Here is a 15,872-nt window from a genome sequence, read left to right on the forward strand (position 1 = left end):
CCGCTAAACGTTAACGGCTGGAGCGATCTTGGCAACGGCGGGTTTAGCGCCCAGAGCGACGCCCTGCTGCATAACCTCTACCTGGTGCGTCAGCAGCAGTTTTATCAATGTGCGCTGAACGTAAAAAGTATGCGCGACGTCGTGCGCTACGTCGGCGCGGTGACCTGTCAGGAGCTGACCTTCTCCGCGCTGCCGGAAACCGTGCAGCAGCAGGCGCAGCTGATGCTTGCCGGACGCATGCCGCCTGCAGGCACAACGGCGATGAACGCTGAAAAATAATGACAGGAACGTGATGTGAAAAAATTACTCTTAGTTTTATTGCTGTTAAGCACAGGATCCGGTCAGGCGCTGGCGGCCAGCGCGGGGGGCAGAAACACCAGCGTCGGGATGAGCGTCGATCGCATGACCTCCCCGGCGCGCCTGGACATCTGGCTGCACGAGTCGGGCGGCTTTATCGCCAACGATCCGCAGAAGTGGGGGCGAAACACCCTCACCTGCCAGTCGCGCACCGACCCCACCTACGGCGCGTGCATGACCGCACCGGTATGGTTTACGGCCAACCCGGCATCGCCTTATCCGATTAACCTGCGCTTTACCCATTCGGTGACTAAAAAAACGGTGGACGTAAAGGTTTACGGCGAAAAGCACATGTTCATGAACGGCAAAACCTACGCCTTCGCCAGCTACGTCACCGGCGGCGCGGGCGATCTCGCGGCGTGGGACCGCGAGCCCTATTTTGATTACTACATCGTGAAAAGCGAGCTGAACAAGCTCAATCAGGCCGGCATCTGGACCGCCACGCTCAGGCAAAACCTGCGCGAATGGGGCAGCGCCGCCTGCGGCGGTAATTTTAACGACGGCAACGTGGGCTGCCCGGGGTATCTGACCATCGCCAGCTGGCAGGCATCGATCCGCATCGAGGTGGTCGATCCCGGCAATCAGCAGATTTATCTGCCCGCCTTCCCCCACTCAACGCCGATCGTTAACCTCAACCTGACCAACTTCCCGGGGCGACCCGGGGGCAGCGAGATCAAGGGGGAAAACACGCTGGATATGTGCCTGTACGACGGCAAAAACGCCACCAGCACCCGTACCTATCTGCGATTTGAGGATGACGGACTCGCCTCAGCGGGCCGTGCCGAAGGTGCATTTTCTATCCGGCGACGCGGTGGCAGCCCGGCCGACGCGCGGGATCGTCTCGACTATCAGGTCTTTGTTACCCATCCCGTTACCGGCGCAACCGACACTGTCGCCAATGGTAAAACCATCGTCTGGCAAGGCACGAACGATCCGCAGTATCTGCGTCAGGTCGTGCTGCCCGGCGGACGCGAGAGCGTGCTGTGCATTCCCGCCCCTATTATCCTGAAAACGCCTGCATTTGCCACCAGCAGCAAAAATGCGGGTGACTATACCGGCACGCTGCGCGTTATCTATACGCCCAGCACGTTATAACGAGGTCACCGTGAGTTACGCCATTCTCGACAATAATCGATTTTACGCCGAAGGGTTGCGCTATGCGCTGCTGCGTCGTGGCGTCCAGCCAGAGGTCATAAGCGATACCGTACAATGGCAGCCAGCGCTGCTTACCCGCCGCGTGGTTGTCGTCCGCTGCCGTTTTTCCGTGGCGGCGACGCATCAGGCGCTGATCAACATTTTGCTCAGGCTTGAAGCCGCCCGCTGGAAAGGCAGCCTTTATCTGGTCTGCAACGAAAAGGGGTGGGCGCTGGCGACGCATTTACGCAAGCGTTTCGGTACGCTAACGCTTTATATCATCGACGACAGGATCGCCGTTGCCGATGCGGCGTATTTGCTTGCAAAAGAGCCGCGTCGCGTTCGAAGCCTGGACTGTTGCCTGACCGTTCCTGAATTCAACGTGCTCGATCTGATGCTGACCGGGTTGCCGGTCCGCCACATTGCCATCGTGACGCACATGTCGGAGAAACAGGTTTCAACCCATAAATGCAACGCGCTGAAGAAGCTCAATGCCAACAACCTGCTTCAGCTGCTCCTGTAGGTCACGGTTTATCCTGAGGCGGCTTTTTTGCTACACTGTCGCCGATTTTTCACCTACGACAGAAGATTATGTTCATTTTTGCAGGCCATGAAATTGAGACCGATAGCGAAGGCTATCTAAAAGATACAGCGCTCTGGAGCGAACCGCTGGCGGAGAAAATTGCGGAAAACGAAGGGATTACCCTTTCCCCCGAACACTGGGAAGTGGTGCGTTTTGTCCGCGAGTTCTATCTTGAATTCAACACCTCTCCGGCTATCCGCATGCTGGTCAAAGCCATGGCAAGTAAGTTCGGCGAAGAGAAAGGCAACAGCCGCTATCTCTATCGTCTGTTCCCGAAGGGCCCGGCAAAACAGGCAACAAAAATTGCTGGCCTGCCTAAGCCGGTAAAGTGCATTTAATAACGAATACCGAAGTTAACGTACTCCCGACCGGGTTGATGCGGTTCCGTTAAGACCTTATCAACCCGCGCGCTGCGCGGTCCCCCCGCTTTCAGCCACGCCATCAATTTTCCAACCTGTTCCGCTTCGCCGCAGGCGACCACCTCAACGCTGCCGTCGTCCATGTTTCGCGCGTATCCCGTTAGCCCAAGCTGAACGGCCTCGCGCTGGGTGCTGTAGCGGAACCCCACGCCCTGAACAACGCCGTGAACCCAGGCAATGGTGCAGACTTTAGACATTCTTTTTCTCCTTAACGTAGCGTTTTCGGCAAACAGCCGTAGTGCTGCCGGAAACGGGCGGTGAAACGAGAGCTGGAAAGATACCCACATTGTAATGCGATTTCGCCAATCGGTAATCGGGTTGACTGTAGCTGTGACAAAGCAACGGCCATCCTCACCTCCTCCACAATCTGGCGAAAACTCTGTGACTCCTCGCGTAACCGCCTGCGCAGCGTCGGTACGCTTAAGGCCAGACGGCTGGCGACGTCCTGCGCGCTCCAGGCTCTGGCGGGCGACAGCATAATGAACTGCCGCACCTGCTCGGTCAGGTTACTGTGTCGCTCAATAAGCAGCGGACCTGCCACGCCGTCATGCAGCAAGGCCAGCAACAGACCGAAAGCCTGATGCTTTTGTAGCGCCTCCGGTAAATCCTGACGCACGGCGTGCAGCAGATTATCCCACATAAACGCCAGCCCCTCGCTCAGCGGCGCGCAGAGCGAATGCAACGTCGTGCGCGGCCAGGATTTCAGGTAATGCGCTTTAAACTCGGCAACGATCTCCGGAGATAACATGAGCAAGTCCGATCGAAACATGCCGTTCGCGGGCTGATTGATAATCTCCATCACCGTATTGGCAGGGATAATGATGAGTTGATCCCGTGTCGCCTCCAGGCGGTTATCGTCCTGAACAATCACCTTACTGCCGTGAGTGATATGGCAAATAGCCGGAAAGAAGAGTTTAACCTGATGCAGGCGATGCATTTTGCTGGCAGTCACTTCACCCGCAGTAAGATGTTTATGTCGAAAATGGAACTCCTGCACCCTGTCATCCTTATCTGCTGTAGGTTGCTGTTAACTGAGCCTTTGCCAGAGTGTGACTATTAATCATAAAACCGACCAGCGCGCCGCTGGCATTTTTGTCGACGGGCAGTGTATCCACGTCCAGCGCCCAGACGGTAACCTGATAGCGGTGAGGCTTGTCCCCGGCAGGTGGACATGCGCCGCCGAATCCAGAATAGCCGAAATCATTGCGCCCCTGCACCACGCCGGCAGGTAATTTCTCGCCGTTCGGGTTACCGGCATCAGCGGGCAGCGTCATTGTATTCGCCGGTATATTGGCTACGGTCCAGTGCCACCAGCCACTGCCGGTGGGCGCATCAGGGTCATAGACCGTAACGGCAAAACTTTTTGTACCGGCGGGCGGATTTTTCCAGGCCAGTTGGGGAGAGGTATTCCCACCATGGCAGCCAAATCCCTCAAATACCTGCTGCTGCGCCAACCGCCGATCGCCGGAAATATCCCGGCTGGTCATGCTGAAAGACGTTGCTGCGAAAACCTGAAAACTCATTGCCGTCAGAGCGGCTATTGTGATGACACTGCGCTTTTTCATGGGTGCTTCCTCTGCTGAACTGGAGGCCCTACTGTAAAGCCTGCTGCAATGCCGTAATGTGCCTAAGCGATTCGATTTTGTGCCGAAACGCTCAACGGCATCCGCAGATGATTGCGCCTTGCTGAATGTGGTAATCTACGCGCCATTTCCCTGAAATCGACAGAACAGCAAATTATGAGTGTACGTTTAGTGTTAGCCAAAGGGCGCGAGAAATCAGTACTACGCCGTCATCCCTGGGTCTTTTCCGGCGCGGTTGCCCGTATGGAAGGCAAAGCCAGCCTCGGTGAATCCATTGATATCGTTGACCATCAGGGGAAATGGTTAGCGCGAGGCGCTTACTCGCCAGCGTCCCAGATCCGCGCGCGCGTCTGGACGTTCGATAAAGACGAAACCATCGACATCGACTTCTTTGTGCGTCGTCTGCAGCAGGCGCAGCAGTGGCGCGACTGGCTGGCAAAACGCGACGGGCTGGACAGCTACCGTCTGATTGCCGGTGAGTCCGACGGCCTGCCGGGCGTGACCATCGATCGCTTCGGTAACTTCCTTGTGCTGCAGCTCCTGAGCGCCGGAGCGGAATACCAGCGTGCCGCGCTGATTAGCGCGCTGCAAACGCTGTTCCCACAGTGCGCCATTTATGACCGCAGCGATGTGGCGGTGCGCAAAAAAGAGGGCATGGAGCTGACGCAGGGTCCGGTTACGGGTGAACTGCCGCCTGCCCTGCTGCCGATTGAAGAGCACGGCATGAAGCTGCTGGTGGATATTCAGGGCGGGCACAAAACGGGTTACTACCTCGACCAGCGCGACAGCCGCCTGGCTACGCGTCAGTACGTTGCCGACAAACGCGTGCTGAACTGCTTCTCCTATACCGGCGGTTTCGCCGTTTCGGCACTGATGGGCGGCTGTGCCCAGGTGGTGAGCGTGGACACCTCACAGGAAGCGCTCGACGTGGCAAAACAGAACGTCGAGCTGAATAAGCTGGATCTGAGCAAAGCGGAGTTTGTGCGTGATGACGTCTTCAAGCTGCTGCGTAAATATCGCGACCAGGGCGAGAAGTTCGACGTCATCGTGATGGATCCACCCAAGTTTGTGGAAAACAAAAGCCAGCTGATGGGCGCGTGCCGTGGGTATAAAGATATCAACATGCTGGCTATCCAGCTGCTGAACCCGGGCGGGGTTCTGCTCACCTTCTCTTGCTCAGGCCTGATGACCACAGATTTATTTCAGAAAATCATCGCCGATGCCGCAATAGATGCTGGCCGTGATGTACAATTTATAGAGCAGTTCCGTCAGGCAGCCGATCACCCCGTGATTGCTACCTACCCGGAAGGACTGTATCTGAAAGGGTTTGCCTGTCGCGTCATGTAACTTGAAAAGAGAAATATTGCCCGCACATAACGTGTAAGTCGTATTTCCCGGGAGGTGACTATGATTGCCAGCAAATTCGGTATCGGCCAGCAGGTCCGCCACACTTTGCTCGGGTATTTGGGTGTGGTCGTGGATATCGACCCGGAGTATTCCCTTGATGAACCGTCAGCAGACGAGCTGGCGGTGAATGCAGAGCTTCGCGCCGCGCCCTGGTACCATGTGGTGATGGAAGGTGATGATGGACAACCCGTTCACACCTATCTTGCTGAAGCGCAGCTGAGCAGCGAGCTGCAGGAAGAGCATCCGGAGCAACCCACAATGGATGAGCTTGCTCAGACAATCCGCAAACAGTTACAGGCTCCGCGCCTGCGGAACTAAGCGTGTAAAAAAAGCCCGATGAACGGGCTTTTTTTTATTACTTCGCCAGCCCCAGACGGGGGATGTCGATCGCCGGACAGCGATCCATGACGACGTTTAACCCCGCATCCCGCGCCAGCACCGCAGCCTGCTCGTTAATCACGCCCAGCTGCATCCACAGCGTTTTCGCCCCGACGGCGATAGCGTCCTGCGCCACTTCCCACGCCGCCTCGGAATTACGAAAGACATCAACCATATCAATTTTTTCCGGCACGTCAGCGAGCGTGGCGTAACCCTGCTGGCCCAGTAAGGTTTTCCCCGCCACTTTTGGCGAGACCGGGATGACGTGATAGCCCTGATCGAGAAGGTATTTCATCACCCGATAGCTTGGACGATCGGGTTTATCGCTCGCGCCCACCAGCGCAATGGTACGCGTGGATGTCAGAATCTCGGCAATATCGTTCTCTTTCATGGTTTTTCTCCTGGCTTTTTTAAAAGTGTACGCCAAACCGCACATCTCAACCATCCATCCCATACCGACGCATGAGGGCAAAACGGCGAAATATGTCTATATGTTAGTAAACATGATTCTCGAAAAATTTAGATACATTAATGCGGCGACAGGATTTCTGACGGGAGCCTTCTATGAAAACCGGTATTGCCACTGCTCTGATTGCGTTAGTGATGCCGGTCTGCGTTTTTGCGACCACGCTCCGGCTCTCTACCGATATTGATCTCCTGGTACTGGACGGGAAAAAAGTCTCCAGTTCGTTATTGCGCGGTGCGGACAGTATCGAGCTGGATAACGGGCCGCATCAGCTGGTATTCCGGGTGGAAAAATCGATCGGTCTGGCGAATCACGAGCAAAGGATGTATATCTCCCCGCCGCTGATCGTCAGCTTTAATACCCGGCAAATCAGTCAGGTCAACATTACCCTGCCTCGTATTGAAACGGAGAAAGAATCTGCGGCCTTCGACGCGTCCCCCCGCATTGAACTGCTGGACGGGGATGCGATGCCGATTCCGGTGAAGCTGGATATTCTGGCGCTGACGACCTCACCAAAAGGTCCGGATTACGAGGCCGCGACCCAGACCTATAACAAAGCGGGTAAACGCGCGTCGCTTCCTCAGTTTGCCACCATGATGGCTGACGACAGTACGCTGCTTTCCGGCGTCTCTGAACTGGACGTCATTCCTCCCCAGTCCCAGACCCTGACGGAACAGCGCCTAAAATTCTGGTTCCAGCAGGCCGATCCCGACACGCGGGCCCGGTTTTTACAGTGGGCAAAACAACAACCTTCATCATAAGCCACATTTTTTACGCCTTTCTCTTGCAGCGTCAGACGGTTCCCGTCATCGTGTAGGCAGTTAACCTGATGGATATGATTATGGAACTGACAACACGCACGCTACCTGAACGCAAACACATTGCGCTGGTGGCGCACGATCACTGTAAACAAATGCTGCTTAACTGGGTTCGCCGCCATCAGTCTTCGCTGGAAAAGCACGCTCTGTCGGCGACCGGTACCACCGGTAACCTGATCCAGCGCGAAACGGGTCTGCAGGTGAATGCCATGCTGAGCGGCCCGATGGGCGGCGATCAGCAGGTCGGCGCGCAGATCTCCGAAGGGAAGATTGATGTGCTGATCTTCTTCTGGGACCCGCTGAACGCGGTTCCGCACGACCCGGATGTCAAAGCCCTGCTGCGTCTGGCGACGGTGTGGAATATTCCGGTGGCGACGAACCTGTCGACGGCGGATTTCATCATCGAATCGCCGCAGTTTAACTCGCCGGTTGATATCCTTATTCCGGACTATCAGCGTTATCTTTCCGACAGATTGAAGTAGCTTTTTTGCCGGGTGGCGGCTACGCCTTACCCGGCCTACAAAACCTTGCCTGACGTCGTTATGGTTTACGCGCTACCGGCACATCAATACTCTTCAGGATATCGACAAACACGGATGGCTCCTCTTTATTGAACAGCAGCCACACGCGATGGCGCGCGCGGGTGATAGCCACATACAGCAAACGCCGCTCTTCGGCATCCGGGAAGTCTTCCGGCACCGGCAGCAAGGCCTGTTCCATTACCGACTCGCGGGCCGGAGCCGGGAAACCGTCGCTGCCCTCTTTCAGCCCCATGACAATCACATAGTCGGCCTGCTGCCCTTTGCTGGCGTGAATCGTCATAAATTCAAGCTGCAGCTTCGGCCAGCGGGTGGCCGCCTTTTCCAGCGCCTCGGGTTTTAGGTGATGGTAACGCGCCAGCACCAGGATACGCTCATCGGGCTTCGCATAGCCGCTGAGCTTGTCCAGCAGCGGTTCCAGCTGATCGTCCGCCAGCAGGGTCACGGCTTTTTTATCCCCTGCCCGCAGGCTATTGAGCGGTTTTGCCAGCTGATGCGGGTTCTGCTGGATAAAGCGGTTGGCGATTTCACCAATCCGTGAATTGAAGCGGTAGGTCGTGTCCAGATCGCTGCGATCGCCTTCGCCAAAATAGTGGTGGAATGCGGTTGTCAGGGAGAGCTGCGCCCCGCTGAAGCGATAGATGGCCTGCCAGTCGTCCCCCACCGCAAACAGCGAGGTATGTTTATTTTGCGCCCGCAGCGCTGAGAGCAACGCTGCACGCTGCGGAGAAATGTCCTGGAACTCATCCACCAGAATATGCTTCCACGGGCTGACAAAACGTCCCTTCTCAAGAATGATGATGGCCTGATGGATCAGGCCGGAGAAATCAACGGCATTTTCCGCTTTCAGCGCGGTTTTCCAGGCTTTCAGTAGCGGAGCCATCAGCTTGACCCGCTTCGAAAACAGATCGCGGATCGCCTCCGGCGCGCTTTCAATCATCTCTGCCTGCGATCCACCGTGCATTCGCATCAGGCTGACCCAGCGGTCAAGTCGCGAACCCAGCCGACGCGCCAGCTTATCATCCTGCCAGAAGCTGCCCTCCGGCACCTCCCAGTTGAGCTCTTCCTCCAGCCACAGACGCCACCCTTTTGCCTGCGCTTTTTTCTCACTGCACTGCTGGCGCCACGTTTTGATGAACAGCGCCTGACGCGCCTGCGCGTCGTTTTCGAGCTTACTGATGGAAGGCACTTTTTTACTGCCCTGCTGAATAATATGCAGCGCAAGGGCATGGAAGGTTCTGGCCGTGATATCCCGGGTGTGCAGGCGTTCCTGGATACGTTCGTCCATCTCCTGGGCAGCCTTGCGGCCAAAGGCCAGAAGCAGAATTTGATCGGCTACCGCTTCCCCGGTCGTCAGCAGCCAGCCGGCACGCGCCACCAGCACCGACGTTTTACCGCTACCGGCCCCCGCCAGCACCAGCAGCGACTGCTCGCCGTTGACCACCGCGCGCGCCTGGGCCGGATTGAGCGGTGACGATTCCACCGTACTGAAAAAGTCGGCATATTGGGTGAGCATGGCGTCCGTCCAGGCCTGATTATGGGCGAGACGGCTTTTATCCTTATCATTCAGCCAGGCCTGACACTGGCGCCAGGCGTCACGACAGTTGTCAAACTCGTCGAGACGCGTCACGGAGAGCGGCAGCGCCGAGAGTGCCTGTCGGATCTTTTGCTGCAGACCGGCGGTCTGCTGACGGGTCAGCCACGAATGTTGCGCGTTGCTTTGCGCGATATCGTCCAGTACCTGCTGGAGCACCTGGGCGGCAATCACGCTCATATCCTGGCTCCACTGCTGCCAGAGCGCGTTCAGGTGATGGTGGAAACGCTGAGTTTCCGCCCACTCGGTGCCGTGAAGACGCACGACTTTATCGTCAGGGAGAACGAACTCCAGCTCGCCCCACACCAGCCCGCGTTTGCAGTGGATAGCCAGAAGCTGATTAAACGGAATAAGGTATTCGTGGCGTTCCCCGGAGACTTTCACCCCGGCATTAAGGAGAACAACCCTGTCGTAAGGGTGTTGCGCCAGGCGTTTGCCTAACGACGTTGCTTTCAGTTCCATGTTCCGCCAAATCCACGAAGAGATAATTTACCTGACAGTTTAACTGCCAGTTTTAAGGTGCTCCAGCCTAAAAAAACGTTACAATCATTGGGCGTTAATTTTATCGAAAGGAAGTGAGGGTTTATGCGTACCGTTCTGAATGTGTTGAATTTTGTGCTGGGCGGTTTTGCCACCACCCTTTCCTGGCTTTTTGCCACGCTGGTGAGCATCGTCCTGATTTTCACGCTTCCCCTGACCCGTTCCTGCTGGGAAATCACAAAACTCTCCTTAATCCCCTACGGGAATGAAGCCATCCACGTTGACGAGCTGAATCCGGAGAACAAAAACGCCCTGATGAATACGGGCGGAACCCTGCTGAACATTCTGTGGCTCATTTTCTTCGGCTGGTGGCTGTGCATCATGCATATTTTTGCCGGTATTGCACAGTGCATCACGATTATTGGTATTCCGGTGGGGATCGCGAACTTTAAGATCGCCGCTATCGCCCTTTGGCCCGTCGGTCGCAGGGTTGTTCCGGTAGAAGTGGCCCAGGCGGCGCGTGAAGCAAACGCTCGTCGTCGTTTTCAGTAAATAAGGACTGGCCGCGTTTATGCTAAGCCCACTGCTTCGCCGTTATACCTGGAACAGCACCTGGCTTTATAACGTCAGGATATTCATCGCGCTTTGCGGCACGGTTGCTCTGCCCTGGTGGCTGAATGATGTCAAACTCACTATTCCGCTCACGCTGGGAGTGGTGGCCGGGGCGCTGGCGGACCTGGACGATCGTCTGGCCGGGCGTTTGCGTAATCTGGTCATTACGCTTGTCTGCTTTTTTATTGCGTCAGCGTCCGTTGAGCTGCTTTTCCCGTGGCCCTGGCTGTTTGCCCTGGGTCTTACCCTCTCAACCAGCGGGTTTATTTTGCTGGGTGGCCTTGGGCAGCGCTATGCCACCATCGCTTTTGGTGCATTGCTGATCGCCATCTACACCATGCTGGGCGTTTCCCTGTACGACCAGTGGTACCAGCAGCCGGTTCTGCTGTTGCTGGGCGCCATCTGGTATAACCTGCTGACGCTAACCGGTCATCTGATCTTCCCGGTTCGCCCTCTACAGGATAACCTTGCCCGCAGCTTTGAGCAGTTAGCCCACTATCTGGAACTGAAATCCCGGCTGTTCGACCCGGATATCGAGGAAGAAAGCCAGGCTCCGCTCTACGATCTGGCGCTGGCAAACGGCCAGTTGGTTGCCACCCTTAACCAGACAAAAGCCTCTCTGCTGACCCGTCTGCGCGGCGATCGCGGTCAGCGCGGAACGCGAAGGACCTTACACTACTATTTTGCCGCCCAGGATATTCATGAACGCGCCAGCTCATCGCACGTTCAGTATGCCGCACTGCGCGAGAGATTCCGCTACAGCGACGTGATGTTCCGCTTCCAGCGCCTGCTCTCCATGCAGTCTCAGGCGTGTCAGCGGCTCTCGCGCTCCATTCTGCTGCGCACGCCCTATCAGCATGATCCCCGCTTTGAACGGGTATTCAGCCACCTTGATGCGGCGCTCGACCGCGTTCAGGCCAGCGGAACGTCACCGGAACACATCAAAGCGCTGGGCTTTCTGCTGAACAACCTGCGGGCGATTGATGCACAGCTGGCGACCATTGAGTCCGAACAGGCGATGGCACTGCCGGGCAGTGAGGTGGACAATCAGCTTGCTGATGACAGCGTGCACAGCGTTAGCGATATGTGGCTACGCCTGAGCCGCAACTTTACGCCGGAGTCGGCTCTCTTTCGCCACGCGGTGAGAATGTCGCTGGTGCTGTGCGTGGGGTATGCCTTTATTCAGATAACCGGACTGCACCACGGCTACTGGATCCTGCTCACCAGCCTGTTCGTCTGCCAGCCGAACTATAACGCCACCCGACACCGACTTGCGCTGCGTATTATCGGTACGCTGGTTGGCGTCGCGATCGGCCTTCCGGTGCTCTATTTCGTGCCTTCCGTCGAAGGTCAATTGATTCTGATCGTCATCACCGGCGTGCTGTTCTTCGCGTTTCGCAACGTGCAGTATGCCCACGCCACCATGTTCATCACGCTGCTGGTACTGCTCTGCTTTAACCTGCTGGGTGAAGGCTTTGAAGTCGCCCTGCCCCGCGTGATCGATACCCTGATAGGCTGCGCGATTGCCTGGGCCGCGGTCAGCTTTATCTGGCCGGACTGGCGTTTCCGCAATTTGCCGCGGGTGGTCGACAGGGCGATGAACGCCAACTGTCGATACCTTGACGCTATCCTGGAGCAGTATCACCAGGGGCGCGATAACCGCCTGGCTTACCGGATAGCACGTCGTGATGCGCACAACAGTGATGCAGAACTGGCCTCCGTTGTCTCTAACATGTCAACGGAGCCTCGCGCCACGGCGGAAATTCGTGAGACCGCGTTCCGCCTGCTCTGCCTGAACCATACGTTTACCAGCTATATTTCGACGCTGGGTGCCCACCGCGAGAAACTCACCAACCCGGGTATTCTCAACCTGCTCGATGACGCCGTCTGTTATGTCGATGACGCGCTTCATCACCGCCCAGCCGATGAACCGCGCGTACAACAGGCGCTGAATGAACTGGCGCAACGCATTGCGCATCTTGACCCGGGAAACGACAGCAAAGCGCCGCTGGTTCTTCAGCAGATAGGCCTGCTTATCGCTCTGCTGCCTGAAATTTGCCGGCTGCAACAGCAAATCGCTACCTGGAGGAGTGATTCTCCTGTGGCTCAGGCAGCGCATTAAACCACTCCGTTAGCTCCCGGCGAATGCCTGCCGGGAGTGCCGCCTCATGCAGCCCTTCAATAGCCCCTTCGAGCGCGAAGAGGACTTTAATACTGAGCGCTTTATTTTTCGCCCGCATCTTCAGCCAGCTGGCTCTGGCGCCCAGCGCCCGGAGTGTTTCTTCATTGGTAATTCCGGCTTCAAAGAGCAAGACTTCAAGCTGAAAGGTCAGGTTTGGCAGATCCTTGAGTCGGTTTCGTTGATGGCGCTGATAGCGCTCTTTTCTTGCCGCACTGAGCGCAAACGAAGAGAGCTGAAGCAACCGCTCCCTGTCCTGCCATAATCCGTCATCCACACGATAATAGTTGAGCAGCACCGGGCGGCCTCGCTTCATCAATGTCAAAAATGAGGAGGCATTCTTTACGCAGTATTTCGCACTTTCCTCACAAGCCCGAAGATAAAGCTCGCCATCAGACACCATGGCAAAAACCGCATCATCCACCGCCAGGGTGTAGCCTCCAAACAGCGCACGATGATGAATCTCGCCCAACGGGGAGAGGTATTCCTGGGATTTATAAATCCGTTCATAAGATATCTTTTTCATGATATTTCCCTTCAAAATCATAAAATAACAACGAAATTTCTTACTAGCGGATCCGTTAGCAGGAAAATAGGCAACTTATCGCCGTTGAGCAAGATGATTTTTCCAGGGGCATCAAGATTGAATGAATTTTGCGAGTCGCTTTCCGAAAATGAGGTTGATCTTTATGCATACAGGGGTTACTGTATATCCATACAGTAACTACAGGGCTGGAATGAATATGCACACTTCAGGCTATGCAAATCGCGCAATCTCTCTCTCTTCTGCCGCAGGCAATGTCGCGCAGAATTCCGTCGAGCGTGTTTCCACAGGGCTTATCAGTGAAGTGGTTTATCGTGAAGACCAGCCCCTGTTGACGCAACTTCTGTTGTTGCCGTTATTACAACAGCTTGGTCAGCAATCGCGCTGGCAGCTTTGGCTCACGCCTCAACAAAAACTGAGCCGTGAGTGGGTTCAGTCCGCTGGCCTTCCGCTGACCAAGGTCATGCAGATTAATCAGCTCTCGCCGTGCGATACCGTTGAGTCGATGATCCGCGCGTTACGCACCGGAAATTACAGCGTGGTAATTGGATGGTTACCCGAAGAATTGACGGAAGAGGAACATTTCCGTCTGACTGAAGCCGCTGAAGAAGGGAGTGCGATCGGGTTCATTATGCGTCCGGTTCGATCGGATTCTTACCGCAGAGGACAACTTTCTGGGCTAAAAATTCACTCAAATTTGTATCATTGAGTGAAATTAAGATTTTTCCTGGAATTTTTTTCGACCACAAGATGGCATTAAAGTTCCCGGTCTGAAAATTGCGGCAAGGCTTGTCTGGTGCGGTTCTCCTTCATTTTATTGCACAAAATTCGTTCTAAAAATGTTAAATAATCGGTATACGGAACTTTTTTTTTCATATGCCTGACAGACTTCACACTTGTAAGTTTTCAGCTACGTTGTAGACTTTACATCGCCAGGGGTGCTCGGCCTAAGCCGAAGATATCGGTAGATTTATATTTGACCACGCCCCCCGGTGAAGGATTTAACCGTGATTCTCTCTTGAGACTTTCATGGCGAATTTTGGATGATAACGAGGCGCAAAAAATGAAAAAGACAGCTATCGCGATTGCAGTGGCACTGGCTGGCTTCGCTACCGTAGCGCAGGCCGCTCCGAAAGATAATACCTGGTATGCAGGTGGTAAACTGGGCTGGTCTCAGTTCCACGACACCGGCTGGTACAACAAAGACCTGAACAACGATGGCCCGACTCACGAGAGCCAGCTTGGTGCAGGTGCGTTCGGTGGCTATCAGGTTAACCCGTATGTTGGTTTTGAAATGGGTTACGACTGGTTAGGTCGTATGCCATACAAAGGCGACACCGTAAACGGCGCTTTCAAAGCACAGGGCGTTCAGCTGACCGCTAAACTGGGTTACCCAGTAACTGACGATCTGGACGTGTACACCCGTCTGGGCGGCATGGTATGGCGCGCTGACTCCAGCAACAACCAGGTTGGTAGCGACCATGACACCGGTGTTTCCCCAGTATTCGCTGGTGGCGTTGAGTGGGCTATGACCCGTGACATCGCTACCCGTCTGGAATACCAGTGGGTTAACAACATCGGCGACGGCAACACCGTTGGTGTTCGTCCAGACAACGGCATGCTGAGCGTAGGTGTTTCCTACCGTTTCGGCCAGCAGGAAGAAGCAGCACCAGTTGTTGCTCCAGCGCCGGCTCCAGCTCCAGAAGTACAGACCAAGCACTTCACTCTGAAGTCTGACGTTCTGTTCAACTTCAACAAAGCAACTCTGAAACCAGAAGGTCAGCAGGCACTGGATCAGCTGTACTCTCAGCTGAGCAACCTGGATCCTAAAGACGGTTCTGTAGTGGTTCTGGGCTTCACCGACCGTATCGGTTCTGACGCTTACAACCAGAAACTGTCTGAGAAACGTGCTCAGTCTGTTGTTGATTACCTGATCTCTAAAGGTATCCCAGCTAACAAGATCTCCCCACGTGGTATGGGCGAATCTAACCCAGTTACTGGCAACACCTGTGACAACGTGAAAGCTCGCGCTGCACTGATCGACTGCCTGGCTCCAGATCGTCGCGTAGAGATCGAAGTTAAAGGCATCAAAGACGTTGTAACTCAGCCAGCGGCATAAGTTATCGTCTTATAAAAAAACCCCGCCATGCGGGGTTTTTTATTGTCTGAAGAAAAGAAAAATCTATTTTTTACCTAACAGAGCCTGAAGGTCGTTCTTCAGCGTCGACATCTGGTTGGCGTACTTCTCTTTATGTTCGGCATCCTCAATCAACTGCACGATGGTTTCCGACAGCGTTTTGCCCCGTCGTTGTGCCAGCCCAGCCAGACGTTGCCAGACAACGAACTCCAGGTCGATTGATTTTTTTCGAGTGTGCTGATGCTCAGCATTAAAATGCCGTTTGCGTCGCGCACGGATAGTTTGCTTCATCCGGTTTAACAAGGCAGGATTGATGTGTTTCTCAATCCAGCCGTTAACCTGTACCGGTTCATTTTCGAGGGTCAGCAAAATATCCACGGCTTCTTGTGCAGCGCTGGCTTCGATGTAGCAGGTGATCAGCTCCCCTTCACGGTGCTTTTTGACCAGGTACTTCCATTTCCAGCCGCTTTCGAGATTTTCCAGTTGTTGATATTTCATTGCGATCTCAGTGTTACCACGTAACTCTGTTCAGAATATCAGTTTTTTAGCAATCTGCTGAAAAGAAATCATATCCTGTGAGTGAATGCAGCCAATCACCCTGTCGAAATCCCCAATCCTGCTTGGGTACAGCCCCCCGCTTAC

The 15,872-nt window shown here is 55.1% G+C and carries 18 protein-coding genes and 1 pseudogene; 12 read left to right on the forward strand and 7 right to left on the reverse strand.

The window, feature by feature from the left end; genetic code table 11:
• From DOU50_RS13705 to tusE, 4 genes and pseudogenes are all read left to right on the forward strand, one after another.
• Positions 1–279 (forward strand): annotated as a pseudogene (locus DOU50_RS13705) (CS1-pili formation C-terminal domain-containing protein); the annotation flags it as partial.
• A gap of 15 nt (positions 280–294) precedes the next feature.
• Positions 295–1,452 carry a CfaE/CblD family pilus tip adhesin gene (locus DOU50_RS13710; protein WP_148769579.1) on the forward strand — a complete coding sequence of 386 codons (1,158 nt, stop codon included), beginning with the start codon at positions 295–297 and terminating at the stop codon, positions 1,450–1,452.
• Positions 1,453–1,462: 10 nt separating this feature from the next.
• Positions 1,463–2,014: a LuxR C-terminal-related transcriptional regulator gene (locus DOU50_RS13715; RefSeq protein WP_148769580.1), complete on the forward strand. Its 552-nt coding sequence runs from the start codon at positions 1,463–1,465 to the stop codon at positions 2,012–2,014.
• 68 nt (positions 2,015–2,082) lie between these two features.
• Entirely contained in the window at positions 2,083–2,412 is a 330-nt protein-coding gene (gene tusE / locus DOU50_RS13720) for a sulfurtransferase TusE (RefSeq protein ID WP_148769581.1), read from the forward strand.
• Here the strand turns inward: tusE and yccX are convergent.
• From yccX to DOU50_RS13735, 3 genes are read right to left on the reverse strand one after another with little or no spacing between them, the layout of a single operon-like run.
• Positions 2,409–2,690: an acylphosphatase gene (gene yccX / locus DOU50_RS13725; protein ID WP_148769582.1), complete on the reverse strand. Its 282-nt coding sequence runs from the start codon at positions 2,688–2,690 to the stop codon at positions 2,409–2,411. The genes tusE and yccX overlap by 4 nt on opposite strands.
• A gap of 11 nt (positions 2,691–2,701) precedes the next feature.
• A complete protein-coding gene (locus tag DOU50_RS13730; RefSeq protein ID WP_032649118.1) occupies positions 2,702–3,490 on the reverse strand; it encodes an AraC family transcriptional regulator in 789 nt (262 codons plus the stop codon).
• A 10-nt stretch (positions 3,491–3,500) separates the two neighbouring features.
• Complete coding sequence (locus tag DOU50_RS13735) at positions 3,501–4,058, reverse strand: kinase inhibitor (RefSeq protein ID WP_061715622.1); 558 nt, start codon at positions 4,056–4,058, stop codon at positions 3,501–3,503.
• 174 nt (positions 4,059–4,232) lie between these two features.
• Here DOU50_RS13735 and rlmI point away from each other — a divergent pair, with 174 nt between their 5' ends.
• Together rlmI and hspQ are read left to right on the forward strand one after the other, a co-directional pair.
• Positions 4,233–5,423: a 23S rRNA (cytosine(1962)-C(5))-methyltransferase RlmI gene (rlmI, locus tag DOU50_RS13740; protein ID WP_148769583.1), complete on the forward strand. Its 1,191-nt coding sequence runs from the start codon at positions 4,233–4,235 to the stop codon at positions 5,421–5,423.
• Positions 5,424–5,483: 60 nt separating this feature from the next.
• Positions 5,484–5,801, forward strand: coding sequence for a heat shock protein HspQ (gene hspQ, locus DOU50_RS13745; RefSeq protein ID WP_008499919.1), 318 nt, complete (start codon positions 5,484–5,486; stop codon positions 5,799–5,801).
• Positions 5,802–5,838: 37 nt separating this feature from the next.
• On the opposite strand, the gene DOU50_RS13750 is transcribed toward hspQ, so the two are convergent.
• Complete coding sequence (locus DOU50_RS13750; RefSeq protein ID WP_008499920.1) at positions 5,839–6,252, reverse strand: CoA-binding protein; 414 nt, start codon at positions 6,250–6,252, stop codon at positions 5,839–5,841.
• Between the two features lie 173 nt (positions 6,253–6,425).
• On the opposite strand from DOU50_RS13750, the gene csgI reads away from it, so the two are divergent.
• Both csgI and mgsA read left to right on the forward strand, forming a co-directional pair.
• On the forward strand, positions 6,426–7,088 hold the full coding sequence (csgI, locus tag DOU50_RS13755) for a curli synthesis inhibitor (RefSeq protein WP_061715624.1): 663 nt from the start codon (positions 6,426–6,428) through the stop codon (positions 7,086–7,088).
• A gap of 80 nt (positions 7,089–7,168) precedes the next feature.
• Entirely contained in the window at positions 7,169–7,627 is a 459-nt protein-coding gene (mgsA, locus tag DOU50_RS13760) for a methylglyoxal synthase (protein ID WP_023311034.1), read from the forward strand.
• 58 nt (positions 7,628–7,685) lie between these two features.
• Here the strand turns inward: mgsA and helD are convergent, their stop codons facing one another.
• Positions 7,686–9,740, reverse strand: a complete 2,055-nt coding sequence (helD, locus tag DOU50_RS13765) for a DNA helicase IV (protein WP_148769584.1) — start codon at positions 9,738–9,740, stop codon at positions 7,686–7,688.
• A gap of 123 nt (positions 9,741–9,863) precedes the next feature.
• Here helD and DOU50_RS13770 point away from each other — a divergent pair, with 123 nt between their 5' ends.
• Positions 9,864–10,310, forward strand: a complete 447-nt coding sequence (locus DOU50_RS13770) for a YccF domain-containing protein (RefSeq protein WP_032649128.1) — start codon at positions 9,864–9,866, stop codon at positions 10,308–10,310.
• Between the two features lie 19 nt (positions 10,311–10,329).
• Positions 10,330–12,492 carry a YccS family putative transporter gene (gene yccS / locus DOU50_RS13775; protein ID WP_148769585.1) on the forward strand — a complete coding sequence of 721 codons (2,163 nt, stop codon included), beginning with the start codon at positions 10,330–10,332 and terminating at the stop codon, positions 12,490–12,492.
• Here the strand turns inward: yccS and DOU50_RS13780 are convergent.
• The gene (locus DOU50_RS13780) at positions 12,449–13,075 is read right to left on the reverse strand and encodes a TfoX/Sxy family DNA transformation protein (RefSeq protein ID WP_023311030.1); all 627 of its coding nucleotides are present in this window, start codon (positions 13,073–13,075) and stop codon (positions 12,449–12,451) included. The two genes, yccS and DOU50_RS13780, sit on opposite strands and share 44 nt — an antisense overlap.
• Before the next feature lie 217 nt (positions 13,076–13,292).
• Here DOU50_RS13780 and sulA point away from each other — a divergent pair, with 217 nt between their 5' ends.
• Positions 13,293–13,802 (forward strand): SOS-induced cell division inhibitor SulA, encoded by a 510-nt coding sequence (gene sulA / locus DOU50_RS13785; RefSeq protein ID WP_024907764.1) that lies wholly within the window; start codon positions 13,293–13,295, stop codon positions 13,800–13,802.
• A gap of 354 nt (positions 13,803–14,156) precedes the next feature.
• Positions 14,157–15,212, forward strand: coding sequence for a porin OmpA (gene ompA, locus DOU50_RS13790; protein WP_024907765.1), 1,056 nt, complete (start codon positions 14,157–14,159; stop codon positions 15,210–15,212).
• Positions 15,213–15,275: 63 nt separating this feature from the next.
• On the opposite strand, the gene matP is transcribed toward ompA, so the two are convergent.
• On the reverse strand, positions 15,276–15,728 hold the full coding sequence (matP, locus tag DOU50_RS13795) for a macrodomain Ter protein MatP (RefSeq protein WP_008499929.1): 453 nt from the start codon (positions 15,726–15,728) through the stop codon (positions 15,276–15,278).
• Between the last annotated feature and the right edge of the window lie 144 nt (positions 15,729–15,872).

Source organism: Enterobacter sp. C6, from assembly GCF_008122455.1.
Classification (GTDB): Bacteria; Pseudomonadota; Gammaproteobacteria; order Enterobacterales; family Enterobacteriaceae; genus Enterobacter; species Enterobacter pseudoroggenkampii.